Annotated in this window: 16 protein-coding genes, 2 pseudogenes and 1 CRISPR repeat array; all 18 genes and pseudogenes read right to left on the minus strand. The window is 26.4% G+C overall.

Annotated features, from left to right (window positions below; all coding sequences use genetic code 11):
• Window position 1: 1 nt before the first annotated feature.
• The gene (gene csm5, locus XO12_RS07885; RefSeq protein ID WP_175420069.1) at window positions 2-1,255 is read right to left on the minus strand and encodes a type III-A CRISPR-associated RAMP protein Csm5; all 1,254 of its coding nucleotides are present in this window, start codon (window positions 1,253-1,255) and stop codon (window positions 2-4) included.
• On the minus strand, window positions 1,252-2,334 hold the full coding sequence (locus XO12_RS11645; protein ID WP_175420070.1) for a hypothetical protein: 1,083 nt from the start codon (window positions 2,332-2,334) through the stop codon (window positions 1,252-1,254). Before XO12_RS11645 ends, csm5 begins: the two co-directional genes overlap by 4 nt.
• A gap of 11 nt (window positions 2,335-2,345) precedes the next feature.
• Window positions 2,346-3,122, minus strand: a complete 777-nt coding sequence (gene csm3, locus XO12_RS07895) for a type III-A CRISPR-associated RAMP protein Csm3 (RefSeq protein WP_175420071.1) — start codon at window positions 3,120-3,122, stop codon at window positions 2,346-2,348.
• Between the two features lie 18 nt (window positions 3,123-3,140).
• Complete coding sequence (gene csm2, locus XO12_RS07900) at window positions 3,141-3,572, minus strand: type III-A CRISPR-associated protein Csm2 (RefSeq protein ID WP_175420072.1); 432 nt, start codon at window positions 3,570-3,572, stop codon at window positions 3,141-3,143.
• Window position 3,573: 1 nt separating this feature from the next.
• Window positions 3,574-6,174: a type III-A CRISPR-associated protein Cas10/Csm1 gene (gene cas10, locus XO12_RS07905; RefSeq protein WP_175420073.1), complete on the minus strand. Its 2,601-nt coding sequence runs from the start codon at window positions 6,172-6,174 to the stop codon at window positions 3,574-3,576.
• A gap of 200 nt (window positions 6,175-6,374) precedes the next feature.
• Complete coding sequence (gene cmr6 / locus XO12_RS07910) at window positions 6,375-7,451, minus strand: type III-B CRISPR module RAMP protein Cmr6 (protein WP_052913207.1); 1,077 nt, start codon at window positions 7,449-7,451, stop codon at window positions 6,375-6,377.
• Complete coding sequence (gene cmr5 / locus XO12_RS07915) at window positions 7,444-8,037, minus strand: type III-B CRISPR module-associated protein Cmr5 (protein WP_052913206.1); 594 nt, start codon at window positions 8,035-8,037, stop codon at window positions 7,444-7,446. The genes cmr6 and cmr5 overlap by 8 nt, the downstream gene beginning before the upstream one ends.
• A gap of 1 nt (window position 8,038) precedes the next feature.
• Window positions 8,039-8,962, minus strand: a complete 924-nt coding sequence (gene cmr4, locus XO12_RS07920) for a type III-B CRISPR module RAMP protein Cmr4 (RefSeq protein WP_175420074.1) — start codon at window positions 8,960-8,962, stop codon at window positions 8,039-8,041.
• Between the two features lie 73 nt (window positions 8,963-9,035).
• Entirely contained in the window at window positions 9,036-10,349 is a 1,314-nt protein-coding gene (locus XO12_RS07925) for a hypothetical protein (RefSeq protein ID WP_175420075.1), read from the minus strand.
• The gene (cmr3, locus tag XO12_RS07930; protein WP_175420076.1) at window positions 10,346-11,416 is read right to left on the minus strand and encodes a type III-B CRISPR module-associated protein Cmr3; all 1,071 of its coding nucleotides are present in this window, start codon (window positions 11,414-11,416) and stop codon (window positions 10,346-10,348) included. The genes XO12_RS07925 and cmr3 overlap by 4 nt, the downstream gene beginning before the upstream one ends.
• Before the next feature lies 1 nt (window position 11,417).
• On the minus strand, window positions 11,418-13,103 hold the full coding sequence (cas10, locus tag XO12_RS07935; protein WP_175420077.1) for a type III-B CRISPR-associated protein Cas10/Cmr2: 1,686 nt from the start codon (window positions 13,101-13,103) through the stop codon (window positions 11,418-11,420).
• Window positions 13,100-14,005, minus strand: a complete 906-nt coding sequence (gene cmr1, locus XO12_RS07940; RefSeq protein ID WP_175420078.1) for a type III-B CRISPR module RAMP protein Cmr1 — start codon at window positions 14,003-14,005, stop codon at window positions 13,100-13,102. The genes cas10 (XO12_RS07935) and cmr1 overlap by 4 nt, the downstream gene beginning before the upstream one ends.
• 84 nt (window positions 14,006-14,089) lie before the next feature.
• Window positions 14,090-15,425: a CRISPR direct-repeat array (repeat unit 36 nt; unit sequence GTTTCTATCTCTTTCAGAGAGCAGTTTCTTTCCGAG).
• 480 nt (window positions 15,426-15,905) lie between these two features.
• Window positions 15,906-19,343, minus strand: coding sequence for a DEAD/DEAH box helicase (locus XO12_RS07945; RefSeq protein WP_175420079.1), 3,438 nt, complete (start codon window positions 19,341-19,343; stop codon window positions 15,906-15,908).
• Between the two features lie 206 nt (window positions 19,344-19,549).
• Window positions 19,550-20,725: an ABC transporter ATP-binding protein gene (locus tag XO12_RS07950; RefSeq protein ID WP_175420080.1), complete on the minus strand. Its 1,176-nt coding sequence runs from the start codon at window positions 20,723-20,725 to the stop codon at window positions 19,550-19,552.
• Window positions 20,725-21,732: an ABC transporter ATP-binding protein gene (locus tag XO12_RS07955; protein WP_047265923.1), complete on the minus strand. Its 1,008-nt coding sequence runs from the start codon at window positions 21,730-21,732 to the stop codon at window positions 20,725-20,727. Before XO12_RS07955 ends, XO12_RS07950 begins: the two co-directional genes overlap by 1 nt.
• A 17-nt stretch (window positions 21,733-21,749) precedes the next feature.
• Window positions 21,750-22,496, minus strand: a pseudogene (locus XO12_RS11650) (ABC transporter permease); the annotation flags it as partial.
• Between the two features lie 513 nt (window positions 22,497-23,009).
• Window positions 23,010-23,120 (minus strand): annotated as a pseudogene (locus XO12_RS11655) (ABC transporter permease); the annotation flags it as partial.
• A gap of 11 nt (window positions 23,121-23,131) precedes the next feature.
• Window positions 23,132-24,169: an ABC transporter permease gene (locus XO12_RS07965; protein WP_047265921.1), complete on the minus strand. Its 1,038-nt coding sequence runs from the start codon at window positions 24,167-24,169 to the stop codon at window positions 23,132-23,134.
• Window positions 24,170-24,248 lie beyond the last annotated feature (79 nt).

Below are 24,248 nucleotides of genomic sequence, written 5' to 3' on the forward strand. Positions count from 1 at the left end.
CTTAATTAATTTCTAATTTACACCATCCCATAATATCATTATTCAATACTCTTCTGGTTTTTGGGAAATATTCATTAACCTCTTTTTTTGTATAACTTGTATTTTTTGTGCAATGCACCAAAAAACTATCATATAATTCTGGATCTTTTTCTTTTATAATTATTGAAATTGTATTTGATAAATATCCTTTATATTTTCCTACTCTTATTAAAGGACTTTCTATAGTATTTAGTCTTTCATAATTTTGTATTTTGGATATAATCTCACTCTTATTTTTAATAAAATATTCTTTTTCTGTATTCAAAATACTTTTACTATATTCATATAATGCAGTTTTTATAAAATCTAAACTTAATATTTCTTTTTTTTGATTATCATTAGTAATATCCACTAATTTTTCGTGAGATTCATTATTCAAATTTATACTAAATTCAAAAATTCCATTATCCATATATTCTATCCATTCACTTCCATTTCTACTCATATTTAATGTATTGATTTTCCCATATTTAATTTCACTTTTACCTGGGGAGGTGTCTGAAATAATTAGATTTTTTAAAATATCATATTTTGCATCTCGTTGTGTATCTAAAATTAATATCTCTTTTTCCATAAACCTAGACACTTTTTGAATTTCTCTTGAAAGAAAATTTTTTATCGTAGTCACTTTTATTATATTTGTTTTTTTTCTATGATCATATTTTATTTTTTTAAATAAATAAAAAGATATTTTTTTTATTATTTCTATATCTTTTTTGTTCAAAATTAAATTACCCTTTTTATTTTTTGTTTTCTCTACAAGAAACTCAAATTTCCTTTGCAATTCTAATATTTCAGATTTTAGTTTATTATATAACATTTCATTATATTTTAAAATATATAAAATTATAGCTGTTCTAATAGCTCCTTTTATTTCACTGCCAGGTATATATGGTTTTTCTTTAATTTTCATAATAGTTTTAACATTATTATCTACATTTTCGTTTGTTATTCTAATAGATTTTTTAATCAATTGTTCAATTGTTTTGTCACTTATATTTTTATTATCTAAAAAACTATTTAGATTTTTAAGTGAATCACTTTTTATCCAATCTAAAAATTCTTTTTGTTCAATATTAGATAATGAGTTAATCAATATTTTATCATTAATAAAATAAGTAAATCCTTTATATCTAAAATATTCTATAGGAAATATCTCATTCCCATCACCAATGTGAAGAGGTGATAATATTTCTAATTTTGCATTATAATTCATTTTTTCACCTTCTTAAAGTTTAAAAAAAATCCATATCCATAATGATAAATTTCTTTATCATCAATGTATTTCACAATAGGGATATCACCATAAAATTCCTTTTGTTCTTTTACTTTTAAAACACTACCTTCTTTTATATAGTTAACCTTTGCTTTAAAAATATTTTTTCCGCTAAAATATTCTCTATCTTCTGTAATTCCTCTAAAGCCTTCTATTTGATAATAAGAATTTCCAACATCAAATTCATTTTTTAATGGAATATATTTACTTAATGTTATTTTGTATTCAGAATCTTTTTTTACATTGCCTTCGATATTTTTCAAAAATTCCATTGCATTATTATCTTCTATTATTTCTAAATTAAATTGACCTCTTCCTATACTTTTTTTCTTTCCTATACCTCTTTCAAAAGAAAATTTTAAAATTGGTAATAACCATTCTATCTTTTCAGTCTTTAAAATAAAATATAAATCATAACCCTTTAAAGAAATAACATTTTCATAAAAAGTTCCACCTGATTCTTCATTAACACTCATTGTTAGTCTATCAATATTGTTTCTTTGTATTGAAAAATTTACCAATTTTGGTTTATTTCTATCAAAATTTTTTTCTTTTTCTTTTTTTATGTATTCTTTAAATATATCAATTTTTGTTTTTTCTCCATTTATAAAATCAAAAAAATCTTTACTATTAATATATTTTATTTTTTTGAACTTCTTAAATTTATTAACTAAAAAAAGCTTAAACGATTTTTCGTATAAATCTTTATCATATAAATTTTGAAATTCTTCTTCAAAAATTTTCTTAATCGATTTATCCTCAAATTTTTCCATATGTTTTTTTACATCAATGTTCATTGAAAGAGGCTTTGGTAATAAATATTCTTCATTTCTTTCATCATATAAAAAAACATCTGAAATAAAAAAATCTGGATTTTTAGAAAAATTTTTTATATAATTCTTTATATCTATTCCATATAAATCTTTAATTCCCCAACAAAATGCTCCAAAAAGTGTATAAGACGATGGTATTTTTGAAAAAAAACCCTCTGGTTTCAATTTTATTAAATAGTAATTCACTATATCACACCCTATAATTTGAATTTTTCAACTAATTCATCAAATCTTTTTAAAATCTCCTTTGGGGGTAAATTTAGTTTTATTGCTGTTCCTTTACCGGTACTATAATAATCCGCATTTCTTTTAGAAACTTTTTCTATATTTATTTCTATTTTTCCATTTCCTCTACTTCCCCCACCACCAAGATAACTATCTTCCAACATTAATAAACCTTCAAACAAATATTTAAGATTCTTATAGTCTTCTTCTGTATAATTATCCATAACTATTTCAAATTCAAATTCACTGCCAGCAATAACTCTTTCCATAAATCTCGGATTAGCAGCAGAAGTTAATCTATCAATAGAATTTTCCGCTTTTACTTCAGTATAAATATTTTTACCTAAATATTTTTCTAATTCTTTTTTACTTTCATCCGTTAATGTTGCATCTCTAAATAAGAACCTTACAGGACCTAACATATCGTCTACTTTCCAGTCTTTTGTCTGACCAAATAATTTTAATATAAATAATGCACTTTCATCTCCTGTTACTTTACTAGATATATTATTACCATTATTTTTTATTTTAATATTTGCATATTTCCATTCCAATAAACTCCTCATTTTTCCTTTCAATGTTGACCCTGGTATTATAGGTTCATCAGTCAACGGATTTTTTATAACTACATTATCAATTCCACCAATTTGAAAACCTTCATTTGTTCCACCTATATGTAATCCTGTTAATAATTTTATCTTTCCTTTTATTATATGCTTTCCTATAAATTTAAAAGTTGTATTAGCCATTTTTATCCCTCCTAACCCTTAATTTTCTAAATATTTAAAATATGCTATTACAGTTTCAAAAAACTTTACAAAAACATTCAAATCATCTGGAGTATTTATTCTTTCAACACAATATTCAATAAAATCATAAAAATTTTTAGGTACAACTTTTCTCCCCACTGCATAAGCAGTCTGAGTTAATAAAACATATTTTTTTGAATTATCAAAATCCTCTTCAGTCCTTCCTCTATTTGCTTGTTCGAATTCTTTCAATGTTGCAAATATATTTCTAATTTGAACAGTTTTCATGTTTTTCTTTTTTAAAAATTCGGCATATTTGTAAGCAATACCTTCTTTTGTTGCATATTTTTGTGGTTCTAAAAATTTAGACAAATTCCTTTTTTCTTTACCTCCAATTTTTTCAAGTTCTGATATAATATCAAAATTATTAGAGTTATTTCTTCCCGACATATTACACCCCTCCTCTAGTTTTTTCTAATATATAACTACCTATGAATTTAAATTCTTTAAAATATTCATTTGTAACTAAATCTTCAATTATCTTATCTGCTAAAGATTTTTCAGTTGTTCTATATACTTTATAAAATAATTTTGGTATATATAACGGATTAACATTTTTTCTTTCATCACAATATTCTTTATTCAACATATAAATATAATAAATTAATCCTCTATTTATAGAATCATTTCTTACTAATTCTGTATATTTTTTAGCTTTATTTAATACATCCTCAAATTTTTTATATTTTACTCCATTTATTTCTTTTTCCTCCCAACTCAAAGAAGTATTAAAGACATTTATCATTCCTTTTTGTGTTGAAAGATTTTTAGACTTTTCAAGATATTCTTCTGCAATTTCAGCAGCATTCGATATTGGATACTTATTTTTTACTATAGCAATACCCCCAGAAATTTCAATATTTGGATTATATCCGGTAAATCTTTTTAATTCATTTCTTATTTCAAGAGCTAATTCAATTGTATAATCCCATGGTCCAACTATAAACAAATCATCTCCACCTGAATATGTAATGTAAAAAATATTGGTTATTTTCGAAACGATATTTGTCAATTTCTGATCTTCTAACTTTTTTACTTCTTTTTTCCAATTCTCAAAAACTTTATCACATATTTTATTTAAATATCCTCCAAAAAATAAATCAAAATTTCTACTTAAAGAAGCTATCCTTGAAATAGATTTTTCAGAGTTATTTTTGTTTTTTTCAAAACCCATAGCAAATATCATTCCAAGATTATCAACATCCATCTTTAATATCCCAAGTTTTTTATCTCCTATAGATAATTTTGATATAGCTTCAAAGGTTAAAGGTGATTCTTTTTCAATTTCAAATTCTAAATCTTCAAGATTTTCTTTAGAAATCTTTTCTTTTGCTTTAGGAACAGTATCTCCAATAAATTTAAATCCTTTTATTATTTCATTTTTAGTATTATTTACTTTTAAAATATCTAGTAAGTTTTCATCACTCATTACTTTAATAATATTTTTTTCAAGATCTTCATTCCTGGTTATATATACTTTTCCAAATTTATCGAAATCAACTTTTACCAAATTTTTAATTTCTTTATTATCAATTTTTATATCTGATTTTGAAAAAATTATTATTTTATTATCCTTAGCTAAATGAGTTCCTAATTTCTCATGGATTTGACATTCTTTACAAATATATTCTTCGTTATCTTTTAATTTAATTCCACAAATCCTACATTTTTTTATTGGCTCTTTTTTTTCTTTTTGGTTAACAAAAAAATCTTCTTCAGAAATTATTTCATTTGCATATTTTTGGAGCTTTTTTTCTTGAAGTTTATTATTCATTCTATATAACAAATCCGAATAACTTCGTTCTGTTCTTTTATCTAATATATTAAAATCTTCAACTAAAATACCAAAAACAATAGAGATTAATCCATCGAATTTTTCTGATAGCCATTTGTTTATAGAATATTCCAAAACTTTCAATTCCTTTGAAATATCTATTTCTTTATCATTTCTATTTAGTTTCTTTGGTAAGAGTATTTGAAATTTACCGCCACCAGAATATAGAATATTTGATATTGTTAAATCAAAATAACTTATAATATATTTCGCTATTACCTCAGTAAGTAACCAAATATAGAAACTTCTTCCTCTTAATCTTTTTGCAACTTTACTTTTATCTTCAGAATCGGTTATTTTAAATATAAATTTTTGAATACCCGAAATATCTCCTTCTAGTAATATAAATTTATCGTTTTTATTAGTCAAGCAAGAAGCAATTGCGGCAGTAGTCCTAAGATGATCATAAAGGGAGATATCAGGATAATTAATTGTAGAGCTAGGTATATTGGAAGTATACTTTTGTAATAAGTAGGAAAGTTGATTATAAAAAGTATCAAAATTTTCAATTTTAGTTATTTCTTTATATTCTTTTAAAAATTCATTCCATAGATAATTATATTTATCTGTTAATAAATTACCTTCTTTAGGGATTAATTCTTCAGATTCAATAAACTTTGGAAATATTTCTTCCAAATTTTCATAATCAATTTTTTCTAATTCGATCTTATTTTTCCCTTTTAATTCTTCATTAAAATTCCCTTTATCATATTTTTTATAAAGATCGACCTTATCAAAAATTGATTGCTGCCTGATTTTTTTATATGTATTTTCATTTCCATAAATTTTTTCTAATTTTTCTAAAGACTCGGCATCTAAACTCTCATCATCAACTATTCTATCCATTGAAGCCGAGTATTTATCAGCTTTTGAGATAATATTATCTACTTTATGATGCGATGCGGATATTTCTAAAATTTTTCTTTTTAAATTTACATCTTTTATGTATTTATCAATAAAGTAGGCTGTATATGCCGTATGTAAATATCCATAATATCCATTTTTAAAAACTGCAAATAAGTTTTTATCTTCTTCAAAACCATTTTTATCAAAATTGTCTTCATTTTCAATTTCTGCACGCTGCATAAATTTTCCAATATCATGAAGTAAACCTGATAAAGAAAGTATTTTTTCTTCATTAATATTATTATTTTTCACACTAACCTCACCACCTTTCTTACTATCTTGAATTTATTAAAAAATTAACCTAATAAATTTATCTTAGATATGTTAATTGTGTTAATTTTTCAAAATTATTAAACAACAAAGTATTTCCTGTATTATTTTAACATAAATCATTCTTTTTTGCAAGAAAAATAAATATAAAATTTATTTTTTTGAATTAAAAAACTGCAGGTTTAATCCTGCAGTTCAAATCGTCCATATCCTATTGAAGTTTTTGCTCCTATACCATTTTCTTGTAATGCAATTTTAATCCATTCAGTTATTGGTGTATTTTTTATTTTATATTCATCAATTTCCTTTTCTTTTGAACCAATTAAAATATTAAATGAAGTATCTTTTACAATTAAAAAATAAATTGGAATAGGATTTTGATAATCTGTAGGAGCCAAATTTCCATTATAATAATCCGAATAATGAACATTCATAACATCTATATTGATTTTAGGAGAAGTAATAGGATATCCATCAAAGAAAATTATATTACCTTTTCTGCTTTCTTTATAAAAACTTTTATTATCAGTTCCAAATATATCACAAAAATCTTTATCTTTTAATGCTTTGCTTTCATCAAAATCAAAATTTTCTTCTATTATATAATTTCTTACAACTCCCTTTATCGCTTGGCCTGGAAGATACGGAAAACCATAAATATGATGTAAAATCATCGATGTTTCATAAACTGACGGATTACTAAGACCTACAATCATCTTCCATTGAATTGATACTTGCATTTCTTTTGATAGCTTTAAATTTTGCCTTTTTATTTTTTTATAATAATTTTCAGAAACTTTGTAGATCAGATTTTTATTAAATTGATGAATATTATTGTTTTTACTTTTATATAAAAATTTACCATTTTCAAAATTAACAAGTTTATTTAATTTAAGATTAAAATTATCTATTAAATTTATATTATTTTTTAATACATTTTTAGTATCATAAGGTAACTTTATATTATCAATAAATTTGTTCGTTCTTGTATTTTTATTATTATCTTTAAAGCTATTATTGGTCTTTCTATGACTTTTTTCCATGTAATAATATTCATTTTTTTTTGAGAATTTTTTACCATCAACTATTATTTCCTTTATCTCCCCATTTTTTATAACAACTAAGCATTCTTTTTTATTTAAAGAATCATCTTTAAGTTCATAAAATAAGGGTATTAAGAATCTTTTACCACTCATTTCAACTTTACATTCAAAACCTTTTTTAGATTTTTTAACTAAAAATATCCCTTTTTTATTCATCATCTTCACCTTCAATTAAACCTTCAGCAAATCTTCTTAACCAATTTAAAAATGCTAAAACTTCAATTGTCAAGGCTCTATATTCTGAAGAGTTTAATTCCATAACTTTTTTTGTTAGTTGTTCAAAATTTTCAATGTTATTAATATCTGGTATAATTCTTTTTTTATCTTCTTTTAACCATTTCAAAATTTGCTCTCCTATAAATTCATATATTCCTCCTTTGGAAAACATAAATGCAACTGTAGCACCAAAACCATTTGTTTTTATAAGCATAGGTATTTTTTTTACATATGATTTATATTCTTTTTGAACTTTTTCATATAAATTTACTATATTTTTTTTAAAATAATTATCTTCCTTAGAAGTTTCATACATTAATTCTGGACTTTTAAAAAATTCTTCTAATATTTTTTTATTTTCTTCGTTATCTTTTAACATTTTTCTAAGTTGCTCTTCAAAAAAAAGAAATAAAAATTCCTTTGAATTTTTAGAAATATCATTGAAATTAATTATTTGTTCTGCGCATTTATAAGCAAACTCAGCTCTTCCTTGTTCAATCCCTTTTATTGTTGTTGAATTAGTCATTTTACTCCCTCCACTTTTTTATTTCAACGATACCTTTTCCTATTGTTGCGTTTCCACCTATTTGGATTACTTCCGGTATTCCATTTTCAAAAAATTCCATAACGAGTTCCTCTTCTTTTTTGTCTATTGAATTAAAAACTTCTTTTTTTTCATTAAAAAATGGAGTTGTTAAAACAAGCGAATACATAATTGTTTCAGAAGGAAGATATTCTTCTGTAAATAACGCCCCTTTTTGAACTGTACCTGTTTTAGGATCAATCTTTGTTCTTGTAATAACCTCTGTTGATAAATTAACAAAATCTTTAAAATCATCATCTGGTAAAACAACAAGTTTGTTTTTGATTTCATCTATATCAAGTAAATTACTTAACCATATTGCAAATTCTTTTGTTGTATTTTCTTCTTTTACTTTAAAAGTATATTCTTCAAGAACAATATTTCCACTTATAGCTAATTCTCCAAGATTTGAAATTGTTAGTTTGGATGGTAGATTTTTATCAAATATATTTTTTATTGTATTTGTATTTTTTGCTATAATCATTTCTTCTTTAAATCTTTCCAGTATTTTAGGACATGTAATATATGCAAATATCCCCTTCATTGATTTCACTGGAAACAGTAATATTCTTGCATCTGTAAAACCCAATGCTCCAGCGTGCAAATTCCCTTCTTCAGGGCCAAATGCAAGATAAATTGCTTGTTTTAAATTTTTATTATTTATTGTTTGAGTCCCAACTTTAAAGTCTTTTTTTAAATTCCCAAATACTTCTCTTATACTTCCTTTAATACCTGATCCTTCAATCTTTGGAAAACCTGTGTGTCTCTCTCTTTGTATTGGTAAATCTACTATTCCTAAATCTTGACCACTTCCAGCATGAAGTGGTGTCATTACCCTTATAAAAAACGGCTTAGCCATTTTAAACATAGTTTCATCTCCTTAATTTATTTTATTTAAATTCAATATATTTCTTTTATTCAAAAAAATTAAAATTTATTTTTTAAATTTCTTTAAAGTCTTCTTTTTTCAAAGAATTTTTAAATAATACTTTATATGGATTATCTTTTTTATTTTGTTCTTTTATTTTACCTAGACCTTTTATGAGTAAAAAAGTAGGATCAAATTGTATTTTTGGATATTTTTTTTCAAATATCTCCTTTTTAATTTCTAATACGTTAGCTTTAATTTTATCCCTAATCCTTTCATCAAGACCATAAAGTACTAACTTATATTTGACTATTGATGGTAGAATCTTAAGTTGTTCTTTTATTTGATTTATTACCCCATCCAAATCTTTAATAATTCTAAAAACCGACTTTACTTCCCATATTTCAAAAAAAATCTCGTTTTCATCCTTAAAAACAAAATCAAACTCCCTACCAAATTTTTTGCAACTATGTTCAAAGCTTTTATTTTCATTGTATAAGTATTCTAAAACTTTATACTCTACATAATATCCAAATACATTTTCACTTATAGCTTGTTTAAACTCTGAAATTTTATAAAAAAGCTTTCCCAATGCAGTAATCTTATTATCTTTATCAATAAAACCGTATTCTTTCAATTTGTCTTCGTTTTTAAAATTATGATTATTATCCTCCCTTTTAAACCAAAGATCTATAAATAAAGATTCAGTTAGAATAGGATCAAAATTTATTGGTATTCTCGGAATTGATACCAAATCATCTGATTCTTCAAATTTATATATAATTTTACATTCATATAATTGTGCAAGAATTGTCATTATAGGTATTATTCCTTTATATCCTCCTGTAATATTAAAAAGAACATTTTTTCTTAATAATTTCATTTTTTTTTCAAATTTTTTTTCATCTTTAAAAAACATTTCCATTAAATTTGATATTTTATTAATTAGATTATTTTTTCCATTCTCAAATTTATTAAATTCTTTAACCTGTAAATCTAAAATTACATCATACTTTGGATTAAAATAAACTTCAATTCCTTTAATATGATTATTTTCAAAATATTCTTTAATAATTTCTGCTGATAAAAAAGAAAGTATTGTGTCTGTAGCTAAAAGATACACTTCAATATCTTCATCTTTAAATTCTTCTTTTGTTTTGTGAATACTGGAAATTTCTGCTGATGCATATGGATTATTATTTACCCATTGTTGAATTTTAGATTTTATTCTATCAGATCTCTCTTTATTATTTTCATATTCAGAATAAGTTTTATCTTCTAACATTTTATAATGATTCTTTAAAGAGCTATCAATATCACTATTTTTAGTAGTATCAAAATAATTAGAAAATAAAGATGTTCCAACTGTAGTAATAACTTTTTTCATTCTTCCACCTCCATATTAAATTTACCAACATAACATATACCAAAACCTTGTTCAGAATAAATCTCCGATATACTATTTTCATGAAAGATATTTACTATATCATTAACGTTTCCTTCCAATAATTTAAAATAATATACACTTCCAGTAGGTACTGCTTTATAAGAAGGTTTAGGTTTTTTTTCTTTTATATCAAAACCACCAATTACAATAGGTTTTCCTATTGATGCTGATATAAGCTTTACTTTTAAACCTCCAATTACTCCTTCTAGAGTATCCTTATCTATCCAAGTAGGAATCCACCCATTTTCCTTAAAAATTGCAGGTGTTGTAAGAACTAATTTAAAACATTTATCATATTTATTAAACTTTGCTGGCTCTACACTAATTTCTTTATTAATATTTTTATACCTGGCAGATTTACTTTCTCCACCAAGTTTTAAAAATCCAAACTGTGGTATTTCCAAATTTTCAAAATCAACTACTAATTTTAAATTTTTAGTTCTATACATATCAACTCTGTATATCTTACCTTCTTCAGTTGACAAAGTGTCTTTTGAGCGAGTAATACCTATTTTAGGTTCATTGAATAAATAATTTTTAAGTTCTGAATAAAAAAATTCATCAAATCCATTTAAGTATTTTTCAAAATCAATATCACTGAAAAAAACTTGACTAACATTTTCAACTTTTTCATTAGCTGTTAATAAAAAATTCAAATATTTAGGATAACTGGAAATAATATTGTTCTTAGTTTTTAATTTTAAAGTATAAGTTATATCTTTATCTTTATCTTTATCTTTCACACAATCTAATGGAACGGGAAAACAGATATCATCGTCTAATTTTAAATAAATTCCTTTTATCTTTAAATCTTTTGTAGGATCATCTTTTTCTTTTGCTTTGTTTAATTCATTAATATTATTTGCAAAATACGCACTTCTTAAAGCCCCATAAATAGTAGAAGGATATGGTGGAAAAATCCCCTCTGCCCAGGTCTCTTCACCCATAGAAAAAGGCTTCCCATCTTTAAAAAACAAAGTATCCAGAGGCTCTATTTCGATTATCATATTAATCCTCCCTTGCTATAAAATCAGATACATTTAAAAATGAGAAAAAGTTATCTTTATCCACTAAATCCAGGTATAATTCTTTAATTTTTTCTTTCCATTCACTTATTTTTTTTTCTTTTTCATTTTTATTATTCCTTATTTTCGACGATCTATTTAACAAACGTTGTAATTCGATTTCTAACATTTTATCTTCAGGAATTTTCTCCATTCTATTAAATTCTTCTTGCAATGCCTTTATAAACGTGTTTGAAAATCCTTTTTTTTCATCTTTTAATTGTTCAACCAATTCTTTCATTATTTCAACTGACCATTCATTTTCTATTTTCCATTTATAAACAGTTTTATGTATTTCTCCGGAATGTTTTAAAACTGCAATTGCTAAAGAATTTCTATTTCCTTTTTCTTTTGCTTCTTTCTCCATTTTTCTTACCCATTTTAAAACTTCGGAAAGTGGTGTTTTGTAATGTGCAATAACAACACCTGCTGAAGCAGAAGATTTCATACCTTTTTTAATAGTAAACCCTAATTTTTCAAATTTAGGAAACTTTTCTCGCAAATCTATTAAGATATCAAAAAGATAATCAAGGTTTAAAAATGTCATTACATCATCGCCGCCAGCATAAATACGTTTACCTTTTGGTTCTTTGACAATCTCATTTATATTTTCTGCATATTTTCCCAATGATTCTGAAATTTTATTATGAAACTCTTTTAAATTTGTGTTGTCTTCCAAAAATTCTCCTGAAAGCCATTTCCCCATATTATCTCCATCGAGCATAATCAGAGCATAATATTTTTTTGGCTTTCCATTTTTTTTATAAATTTCTTTTAATTTATTTTTTGCATTTTCAAGTTCATCATCATTCAAAAAATATCCATATTTTTTTAGATAATTTTGTCTTAAATTTTCTTCATAATATAATTGCTCATCAAAATTTTTAAAAAGCTTTTTATAATTTTCCAAGTCACCTCTCGATACCTTTTTTACCCAATCTATAGAAGAAATTGCAGCAGTAGAGGGAAAACTCTTATTTTCATAAAATCTTTTTACAAAGCAAACAGCACAAAGTCCTTCCCCAAAATTTAATTCTATATCTTTTTTAATCTCAATTGCATTGTTTTGTATATAAGAAGGTTTTTTCTCTTTTTTCATTTTTTTATAAAATAAAGCATTTCTTTTTCCACACAAAGAACATTTTCTTCCTGTCTCTTCTAATTGATTGAAAACTCTTACATTTTTAATTGCACCTAATGTTTTTTCAATTTCTTTATAAATGCTTTCATAATTATTTTCAAAAGGTTGCATTACCCAATATATCTCTAAAAAATCCTTTATTTGTTTATCAAAATTTATAGGCTTAGGCTTGTCCGGAAAATTTTCAGAAAAAATTCTATTTGCAATATTCATAAAACTTTCTTTTACTTTATTTTCAATCTTATTCCCAAAATCCTTTGAATTATTAGTTTCAATTATTGCTATAAACCTGTTTGGTTTTGATTCTATTTTTTTTGATGGAAAAATCACTTCTGCATTTTTGTCTTGATTTTTCACTTCATTAATAGCTATATCAATTAAATTAGAAAGTAATTTACTCCCTTCATATAAATCTTTTGTTTTTCTTGCCTCTGCAATAAAAGACTGAACAGGACCTATTGTAAAAAGGAATAAATAGTTATTATTCATTCTAGCACCTCACTTATAAATTTATCACTTCTATTATTTCCATGATTATCAAATTTATTTTCAAAAATTGTTTCTAGTATTGTTACAACAGGAAAAAAATAAAAGTTATTTTGTTCTATAATTTTTACAACAGATACATAAATCGGAGAGGCTAATCTTTTTTGTCCATTTGTAAATCCAGTCCAGTCAGAATTATTATTATGAGACGATAGACTTATTTTTTTTAAAAGATTATCCAAATTAGATCCTCTAATGTTTCCAATCCTTATTTCTTTTATATAAGGATATTTTTTTGAAGTAAAATCTGAAACTATTTTATTATCTTGTATTGAAAAATGTTTTTTTGAATCCATATTTACTTCATTTAATAATTCTTCTACTTTTTCAATTTTAATAAAGTTATCATAATCTATTTTTTTGTTATTAATGTAATTAATTCCAAATGAACCGAACCCTCTTCTCGATCTTCTACCTACACCACCTAAAATACTCACAAGTATAAAAAGTTTTTTCACATATTCTAAATCTATTATTTTTTTATCAATATGTATTCTTTTTTTTAGTGAAAACACAATATCAAATTTAGTTCCATAATTTAAAGCGCATTTTTTAAATTTTCCTTTATGCGGAACAGGATCTACTTTAGATTTTTTTATTCCTTTTGGATAAATAGTTATACTAATTTTACTCTTTTTTATATTTTCAATACTTCCTCCAAAAATATCAGCTTCTTTTTTTCGTAAGTCATTAATTGACATATGTCCATTTATTGCCCTCCACCAAAAACGAATCACTCCTTTTATTGAAGGTGGTCTTAATTCTGGCATTTCTCTTTTTTTATCATGTGCCCCATAGCAAAACATTGGAGTTATTATCTCGCATCTAAAGATTATTTTTTCCATAATGTCACCTCTCATGAGAATATTCTAAAGTAACTTCTAATACTTGTGTGTAAAAACATAAAAAGGGTCTTTAGTTTTGTATCATTTTCTATCTCTTTCAGAGAGTGGTTTCTTTCCGAGCTCAGTGGGATGAAGTTATTATTAACGATTACAGGTCAATTGTTTCTATCTCTTTCAGAGAGTAGTTTCTTTCCGAGACAGATTTAAATAAATTCGGTAACCCAACAAAAAAGTTTTAGTTTCTATCTCTTTCAGAGAGTAGTTTCTTTCCGAGCACTAAAAAAAATAGCCAAAGCACTCGGAACGACTGTGGAGGAGTTTCTATCTCTTTCAGAGAGTAGTTTCTTTCCGAGCTATATGCAGATATAGGTTACGAAACTCATGGAAGAAGATCGTTTCTATCTCTTTCAGAGAGTAGTTTCTTTCCGAGAAAGAAAGAGATATTATATTAAAAGATTTCTTAGATTTAAAAGTTTCTATCTCTTTCAGAGAGTAGTTTCTTTCAGAGAGAAAATATTTATTAAAAGATGAAGAAGCAGAAAAGTTTCTATCTCTTTCAGAGAGTAGTTTCTTTCAGAGTATGAGATAACAAAGATAATTAAACCGAAAGAAGCATTAAGGTTTCTATCTCTTTCAGAGAGTAGTTTCTTTCCGAGACCATCATCAGAGGAAGAAATGAAGGAATATGTAGCGTTAGAGTTTCTATCTCTTTCAGAGAGTAGTTTCTTTCCGAGAAAGCAGACAACAGCTATTACCAATACTGGAATGAGTAGTTTCTATCTCTTTCAGAGAGTAGTTTCTTTCCGAGGAAACAATTCTTTGTTATACCAAAAGCTGAACTTAAAGAAGTTTCTATCTCTTTCAGAGAGCAGTTTCTTTCCGAGTTATATTAATCGATCTTCAAAAATACAATGATCTTGAGTTTCTATCTCTTTCAGAGAGCAGTTTCTTTCCGAGTACCACCAGAATTAATAAAAAAAGTTAAATTAACAGCTATTCAGTTTCTATCTCTTTCAGAGAGCAGTTTCTTTCCGAGTACCACCAGAATTAATAAAAAAAGTTAAATTAACAGCTATTCAGTTTCTATCTCTTTCAGAGAGCAGTTTCTTTCCGAGGAGAAGTTACAAATTCAACAAACAGGTTAGAAAAAACATGTTTCTATCTCTTTCAGAGAGCAGTTTCTTTCCGAGTTTATTGGTTAGAAAGTTTATTGGAACAAAAAAGAATTAAAGTTTCTATCTCTTTCAGAGAGCAGTTTCTTTCCGAGTTAGACAATCAAATACATTTAATTTCAGATTTTTTTTACTGGTTTCTATCTCTTTCAGAGAGCAGTTTCTTTCCGAGCAATTAAAAAAGAAAATAATTTCAAAAAAATATTATTTTTGTTTCTATCTCTTTCAGAGAGCAGTTTCTTTCCGAGACTTGGTCTCCAGAATAGTTATTATTAGCAGTTTTTAGAGACCGTTTTTCCGGACCTATTTTTTATTTTCAATTTTTTCTTTGTTTTTTGTAAAAAATCTTCTAAAAAACGCTTATAATCAACCTCCGAACCTGTTTTTTAACTTTCCTCTATTCATGCGGTTTTGCGAGATTTTGCATTTTTTAACATAGGTCCGGAACATTTTTCAATATAATTATACTCTTCTCTTTTTCTTTTGTCAAGCCTATTTTAAACTTTGTTTCATTTTTTTAAGCACTTCCGGACCTTTTTGAATTATTTCCATTTATTTATAACCATTTGGGAGTTTTAGACTTTATTTCAGTTATATTTATTTTTTGTTATTTTTATTTTTATAATACTTTAAAAGGTTTATTTATAATTTATTTAATAGATTATTAATCAAAATCTATACATTAGTATAATTTTTATTTTCTAAAAATCTAATATTTTAAATCTGTATTATATTTTGAATATTTTTTTCAACTCTTCATCACTGAGTTCAGATATCCATTTTTCTCCAAGAGTTAATATATTTTCACTTAGATTTTTTTTGTTCTGTATAATTTCATTAATCTTTTCTTCAAATGTATTTTTTGTTATAAATCTATGGACTATGACATTTCTTTTTTGGCCTATTCTATAAGCCCTATCTGTTGCTTGATTTTCAACTGCAGGGTTCCACCATAAATCAAAATGTATTACATGAGATGCTGCTGTTAAATTTAACCCTGTTCCTCCTGCTTTAAGAGAAACGATTATTACTGGATATTCATGCAATGTTTGAAATTTTTTCACCATTTCATCTCTTTTTTTTCTACTTAATCCGCCATGGAAGAATAATGGCTTTATATCTAAATCTTTTTTGATTATTTTTTCAAGTATTTCTCCCATTTCTTTGTATTGTGTAAATATTATGGCTTTTTCATTGTTTTCAAATATTTCTGTTAGTAAATCCAACAACTTTTGTGTTTTACCAGATTCTTCAGATTTAAAATTTTTACTTTTTAAATAATTTGCTGGATGATTACATATTTGCTTTAATGATGTCATTAATTTAAAGATTAATCCCTTTCTTTCAATTCCTGATGTTTTGGTAATATCATGCACCATTTCAATAGTTTTTGCATATAATGATGTCTGTAATGGTGTTAAATACACATATTGATCAAAGATTATTTTTTCTGGTAAGTCTTTTATGATATTTTTATCTGTTTTTAATCTTCTTAATAGAAACGGATTTATTGCTTTTTTTATTGTTTCAATCTTTGATTTGTCGTTATATTTTTCAATAGGAATCGCATATTTTTTTAGAAATGATGTGTAACTTCCTAAATATCCTGGCATTAAAAAATCAAATATACTCCATAATTCTGCAAGACGATTTTCCACCGGAGTTCCTGTTAATGCAATTCTTTTTTGACTATTTAGTTTTTTTATTGCTTTTGTTTGTAATGTTAACGGATTTTTGATATTTTGGGCTTCGTCAAGTATTATATATGACCATTCTATTTTTTGGAGTTTTTCTATATCTTTTCTTATTATTCCATAGGAGGTTAATACTACATCTGTATCTTCGTCTAATTCACGATTATTTCCATGGTATATGTGATATTTCAAATCCGGTGCAAATTTTTCAATTTCTGATGCCCAATTTCCTATTAATGTTGTTGGACAAATAACTATTGCTGGACTGTTTAATGTGTTGTTTTCTTTTTCTTTTAATAATACAGATATTATCTGAATGGTTTTTCCAAGGCCCATATCATCTGCAAGACATACTCCAAACCCTTTATCAACATTTGTTTTCACCCATTTATAACCGCGTTTTTGATATTCTCTTAATGTTGCATTTAATGTTTTTGGAATTCTTATATTTTTTATTTTTTTTATTTCATTAATTGATTTTTTTATTTCATTTGTTAGTAGCAATGGAATCTCATCAAATTCTTCTGAAAGTAAGTTTCTTAAGGTTTCGTAATTTGATTTTTCCCAGAAAGGGTTTTCTAATTTTTTAAGCATATTTAAAAATTTTTTAGGCTCAAGATTTATATACATGTCTTTAAATTTTATTATTCCTTCTGACTTTTCTAATAGTTTTCTAAATTCTTCTACTGATATTAATTCATCCCCTATTGCTATTTTCCAGTTAAAATTCAATAATTCATTTATATTAAGAAAAGTGACTATATTTTTATTTCCAGATACTGTAATTACTGGCTTTGGTTCAATAATTTTTTTCATTTCTTTTGGCAATATAATTTCAATACCAAATATTTTTAAAATAGCGAATGTTTTTTCAAAGAACTCACTCAATTCAGAAGAAGTTATTATAATTTCTTCATTTTTCATCAGAATTTTAGAAAATTCTGTAATCTCGGAAAGAAATCCCATTTGTTTTAAAATATCTGCTTTGTTTTTATTATACTTTTTATTTTTTAAAAATGTTTTTAATGTAATAGGCTCTGATAGTTGATTAATATTATTTTTTACTAAAAGTGAAAGGTAATATCTACCTTCAATAAACGGCATAATTTTTATTGCAAGCGTATATTCTTTGCTTTTAAAGAATAAAGGTTCAAAATAATTTTTCATGAAATTAATTATATTTTTTTCTTCTAATGTTTTTACTTTAAGTTTAGCATCTGTTAGAAATATTGATAATAAGTTATTAGGTATATTATCGTTTAAATATGCATGTTTTATAATTTCTTTTATAAATAGTGTAATTATATATATTACTGCATCTGATTTTTTTAAAGTTTTGTTTTTTTCTGGATGAATTACGAGATTATCTGGTATTATTTTTTCAAGATATTTTATATATTCTTTTATTTCAGCATTTAAATAAAGAGGATAATAGTTTATGTAATATGTTTTTTCATCTATATTTTCTATTTTAGGTGCAAATAAAGAGTTTTTTACTATGTTGAATACAAAACTTAATGTCTTTTTGAAAAAGAACGAGTATTCATTGTCATTGCTATCTTTTTGTAATGATATACTTGATAACATATTAAAAAGTGTTTCAAATTTTATTATTTTTTCTGAAAACGGTGTGTATCCAGAAATTGTTATTTCAGGATTTTGCTGGTTATAATGTATGCTGTATGTTGTTTCTTTTAAATAAGGAGTTTTTTCTATTAATGCTATATTGTTTATATATTTTTCGCTTTTTATATATATTTCTTTTAAAAATTCTTTTATTGAAATATCTGGAAATACTTGTTTTTCTGGCAATAAGAGGATGATATTATCTATATTTCCAAAAAATATTTCTGGCTCTTTTATTTTTAATTTTTCTTCATAATTATTTTTGCTTTTTTCGATGTTTATTGGAAGAAAATTTAATGTGTTTTCTGAATTTTCTGTTGATATTTTAGCCATTTCCAATAATTTTTTCTTTTTTAATCCATGCATTTCAAATAGCATAAAAGGATCTTTATCTATTTCGTTTGCAATTATATAATATACCGCTGCAAGATGTTTACATGGATTAGCCCAATCAGGACACGAACAATATGCATCAATGTCTTTCCATGATTCTGGAAATAACTTTATTTCTTCATTTTGCAGTAATTCAAACATTTCTTCTGGGAGTATTCCATTTAATAATTGACCTGCTATAAACGGATTGTCTGAAAAAATTTCACCTATCTTTTCTATTTCTTTTGATGTAAATTTTTTTAAAGAAATTTTTTCTTTATACGGGGTGTTGCGTGTTCCTTGGACTCTGGCTACAATATCTGAATTTCTATTTATTCTTATTTCTAAAACTAATCCTTTATTGGCGTATCTTTTTCCTCGTGGCAACCTATTGGTATTATAATCTATTTTTTCCATTGCTTCTATCCATTTTTTCCCCCACCATGTTTTACCATATATTATTCTCTTTCCCAATTTAAACACCTCTATAAACGAAGTTTACCTATAATCTTGTTTTTATATACCATTATATTTAGATTATATCATAATTATTTTTTAAATAAACAGTGCAAAAATTGAACGTTTCTACCAATTTTTGTATTTTCTCATTGAATAAAAATACTGTAGATATTGATATATCTATGTGTATATAATAAAAATCCCGGAATTTCCGGGATTTTTTAGCCTTTGAATTGACCTGCAAAATGACAAGCTACCTGATGTCCATTTTCTAATTCAACCAATGGTGGTTCCTTTTTTGAACATATATCTTTTGCTATAGGACACCTTGGATGGAATCTACACCCACTTGGTGGGTTTATAGGACTTGGAACATCACCCTGCAATATTATTCTTTTTTTCTTGTATTCAGGGTCAGGAATTGGAATAGCTGACATTAGTGATACTGTATATGGATGTAAAGGATTGTCAAATAATTCTTTTTTGTCTGCAAGCTCTACTATTTTTCCAAGATACATTACAGCTACTCTGTCTGATATATGCTTTACTACTGCTAAATCGTGGGCTATAAATACATATGTTAATTTGAATTCTTTTTGTAAATCTTCTAATAGGTTTATTACCTGTGATTGAATCGATACATCGAGCGCTGATACTGCTTCATCAGCAACAATTAGTTTTGGATTTAGCGCTAATGCTCTTGCTATACCAATTCTCTGCCTTTGACCTCCAGAGAATTCATGGGGGAATCTGTATATGTATTCTGATGATAATCCTACTTTATCAAGTAAGTCTTTAACTTTTTCTGTTGCTTCTGATCCGTTTTGTACTAATCCGTGTGTGAATAATCCTTCTGCAATTATGCTTCTGATTCTTAATCTTGGGTTTAATGATGAGTATGGATCCTGGAATATTATTTGCATGTTTCGTCTGAACCATTTTCTTTTTTCACTTAGATTTGATAACATTTCATGATATAATCCATGAGCACCTTTTTCGAAATAAATTTTAGCATATTTTTTATCTATTTCATCTTTTAAATTATTTATTACTTCTTCTTCAGTTTTGTATTCTTGTTTAAGTTTATTAAATTTGTCAATGTACATTTCATGTATATATTTGTTTGCTCTTGTTTTTGGCAGGAATAGCGGCGTGGTATCCAATCCATCTACAACTATTCTTCCAGCTGTTGGATTTAATAATCTTAATATTGTCATTCCTGTAGTACTTTTACCACAACCAGATTCTCCAACAAGTCCTATTGTTTCACCTTCATATACTTTAAATGATATATCATCTACTGCCTGAACGTGTGCTACTACTCTTTTAAATACTCCAGCTCTAACCGGAAAATATTTTTTTAGATTGTCTACCTGCAATAACACTTTTTTAGACATTATTTTCCACCTGCCCTTGTTTTTTCAACTTCTTTTTCGAGTTCTTCAATATAGAAGCATCTTGAATAATGCCCGGATTCGACTTCAATTAATTCCGGCATTTCATCTTTACATTTTTCTTTCGCAAGGAAACATCTATTTGAAAATCCACATCCTTTTGGAAATCTTCTTGGATTTGGAACTGTTCCTGGAATTGACATTAATCTGTCAACTTCTTCATTCAATTTTGGTATTGACTGCATTAATCCCCATGTATATGGATTTTTTGGTCTTTTAAATACTGATACTATATCTCCATATTCTACGACCTTTCCAGCATACATTACAGCTGCTTTATCTGACATTTCTGCTACTACACCAAGATCATGTGTAATAAATATTATTGCCATTCCATATTCTTTTTGCAATTCTTTCATTAATTCCAATATTTGCGCCTGTATTGTAACATCGAGTGCTGTTGTTGGTTCATCGGCAATTAATACCTTCGGGTTACAGGACAATGCCATTGCTATCATTGCTCTTTGTCTCATTCCACCTGATAATTCGTGAGGATATTGATCGACACGCTTTTCAGGTTCTGGTATTCCAACCTTTCTTAATAAATCTATTGCTCTTTCTCTTGCAGCTTTTGCATCCATTCCCATATGCAACATTATCATTTCTATTATTTGATCTCCAACTGTAAATACAGGATTTAATGCTGTCATTGGTTCCTGGAATATCATTGCTATTTCTTTTCCCCTGATATGTCTCATATCATCTTCAGGAATTTTACTTATATCTGTTCCTTTATATATTATTTCTCCATCTGCTATTCTTCCATTTTCATCTAACAATCTCATTATACTTAATGAGGTTACAGATTTACCAGAACCTGATTCTCCAACAATTGCCAATGTTTCTCCTTCATGCACTTCGAATGACACACCTCTTACAGCTCTTACTTCACCATCTTCTGTATCAAAATATGTATGTAAATTATTGACCTTTAATATTGGGTCTTTCATTATTTTCCTCCTTTCAACTAACCGCGTAGTTTCGGATCAAAGATATCCCTTAATGCGTCTCCAACTAAGTTCCAGGCTAATACAAATAATACCATTGCTGTACCAGGATATACTATTGTATACCAGTATTCAAATGCTCCACCTGTTCCACCTAATATCCAGTTTCTTGCATAATTCAGTATCGATCCCCAGTCGGCATACCCCTGAGGAGCACCTACACCAAGGAAACTCAATACTGCTGCTGTTATAACCATTGAACCTATTCTCATTGATGCCTGTATTAATACAGGGAATATTGTATTAGGCAATATATGTTTAATAATTATTTTTGAATCTTTTACTCCTAAAGCTTTTGCAGCTAATACATATTGATCATTTTTAGCCTGAAGAATATTACCTCTTATAAGTCTTGCTGAGCCCATCCATCCAAATACTATCATAGCTATCATAACTTTATCTAGCCCAGTTCCTAAAACCGTAGTCAACACCATTGCTGATAACATAAATGGTATTGACATGAATATATCTGTAATTCTCATTAATACTTCATCAACCCAGCCACCAAAATAAGCTGAGATTGAACCAATAAATAATCCTATGATTGTTGCTGTTATAACAACAATCAACCCTATTTTAAATCCTGTTCTTGTACCCCATACTACACCATAATATATGTCCCTTCCATTACTTATTCCAAACGGATGTTCTTTTGATGGTGGTTGTGGAGTGTTTTCATATGTTACTATAGGCATTAAATAAGGGTCATAATTTAAGTCTTTTATATAATTTTCCTTTAAATCTTTGAAATATTTTTTTGCTGCCGGCAAAAACTCATCTATTGATGTTGTTTTTGAAGTAATTTCATCTAATTCTTTTTTCATTTTTTCCGCATTTTTTGCTTTTGCGAGGAAACCTTTTATTCCATTTTCAAGATCTTTTAATGCTTCATTGAATTTTTTAGAATCATCTTTGTTATTTTCAAGATTATCAAAATATGATGCATCTAAAATATATTCTTCTGTTAGAGGAGATAATGTTTCTATTAATTTTTTATAATTTTCGTCATTTCTGTTTGATTGATATTGCTTTAATGTTTCTTCTAATTTTCTTATATCATTTGCATAATCAAGGTAGAAACCATATGTGAAATCATAATAATCTGTAAAAGATGTTGTTAAATCTTCTATTATTGAAGGATTTTTTGTATTTTCAAGATTATTTATCATTGCTTCCATATCTTCTATTTCAGGATCTATTGGTATTTGAGGCGGAGCTAAAAGCGGTGCAAATGCTGCTACCAATATAAAAAAGATTAATAATATTATTCCTAACATTGCTGAAGGGTTTTTATAGAATTTTCTAAGCGCTCTTTTAAATTCTTCATTCATTTCTACTCACCTCACTCGTATCTAATTCTTGGATCAATTAATGCGTATGATATATCGATTATCAAGTTTCCAACTATCAAAAGCAATGATGAGAATAATAACATTCCCATTATAGAAGCATAATCGAGTTGTCCTGCAGCTTTTGCAGCAAAACTTCCTATTCCTGGTCTTACAAATATTGTTTCTACAATAATAACACCCATTATTAACCCAATAATCATGGAGCCAGCAACTGTTGCTACTGGTATTAATGCATTTCTTTTTGCATGTTTATGTATAACTACTTTTTCTGATAATCCTTTTGCTCTTGCAGTTCTTACATAATCTTTACTTAAAACTTCCAGCATTGATGACCTTGTAATTCTTATTAAGTATGCCCACCATAAGTAGGATAATGTTAATATTGGACCTATTAAATGTCTCAATCCGTCCCAAAATACGTCTATTCTTCCATTTAATAATCCATCAATAGTGATTAATTTTGTATATTGATGAAAGTCTGGAGATTTTATTATGTTTTCAATATCCAGACTAATTCTTCCAGGGGGGAACCATCCGAGCCAGCTATAAAATACCATTAATATTACCAGACCAAATACAAAATCTGGAAAGGACCATCCAACTATAGAAAATATTCTTATTAAGTGATCCTGCCACTTATTTCTGTGCAATGCTGCCTGAACTCCAAGCCACACTCCTATACCAATAATAGGAAAAATTGAAAATAATGCAAGTTCCACTGTCGATGGTAATCTGTTTAATATTGCATCAGTTACTGGTTCTTTACCCACTATCGACCAACCAAGATCACCACGTGCAACAGATTCGATCCATTTTACGTATCGCGTAAATGGATCATCGTTTAATCCATATTTTTCTTTTACCATTTCTAATTCTTCTACTGACATTTTATCAAGAGAATTAGGGTCCACATATGCAGCTAACAACTGGTCTTCTCCAAGCAATTGCATCATGGAGAAAACTATTAAGGTTACTCCGAAAATTATAAGAGGTAGTAATAATAACCTCCTGATAATATACGCCGTCATACAAGCACCTCCATAAAGATTTTATAAAACAAATTTATTATACCATAGAAATAAAACATTAAAGAAAAAAAATATTAAA

This window comes from Marinitoga sp. 1154, assembly GCF_013363285.1.
GTDB lineage: Bacteria > Thermotogota > Thermotogae > Petrotogales > Petrotogaceae > Marinitoga.

Coding starts and splice junctions, on each gene's coding strand:
- csm5 (WP_175420069.1), bottom strand. CDS start 1,255: ATGAATTATAATGCAAAATTAGAAATATTATCACCTCTTCACATTGGT.
- csm3 (WP_175420071.1), bottom strand. CDS start 3,122: ATGGCTAATACAACTTTTAAATTTATAGGAAAGCATATAATAAAAGGA.
- csm2 (WP_175420072.1), bottom strand. CDS start 3,572: ATGTCGGGAAGAAATAACTCTAATAATTTTGATATTATATCAGAACTT.
- cmr6 (WP_052913207.1), bottom strand. CDS start 7,451: ATGAATAAAAAAGGGATATTTTTAGTTAAAAAATCTAAAAAAGGTTTT.
- cmr5 (WP_052913206.1), bottom strand. CDS start 8,037: ATGACTAATTCAACAACAATAAAAGGGATTGAACAAGGAAGAGCTGAG.
- cmr4 (WP_175420074.1), bottom strand. CDS start 8,962: ATGTTTAAAATGGCTAAGCCGTTTTTTATAAGGGTAATGACACCACTT.
- XO12_RS07925 (WP_175420075.1), bottom strand. CDS start 10,349: ATGAAAAAAGTTATTACTACAGTTGGAACATCTTTATTTTCTAATTAT.
- cmr3 (WP_175420076.1), bottom strand. CDS start 11,416: ATGATAATCGAAATAGAGCCTCTGGATACTTTGTTTTTTAAAGATGGG.
- cas10 (WP_175420077.1), bottom strand. CDS start 13,103: ATGAATAATAACTATTTATTCCTTTTTACAATAGGTCCTGTTCAGTCT.
- cmr1 (WP_175420078.1), bottom strand. CDS start 14,005: ATGGAAAAAATAATCTTTAGATGCGAGATAATAACTCCAATGTTTTGC.
- XO12_RS07950 (WP_175420080.1), bottom strand. CDS start 20,725: ATGTCTAAAAAAGTGTTATTGCAGGTAGACAATCTAAAAAAATATTTT.
- XO12_RS07955 (WP_047265923.1), bottom strand. CDS start 21,732: ATGAAAGACCCAATATTAAAGGTCAATAATTTACATACATATTTTGAT.
- XO12_RS07965 (WP_047265921.1), bottom strand. CDS start 24,169: ATGACGGCGTATATTATCAGGAGGTTATTATTACTACCTCTTATAATT.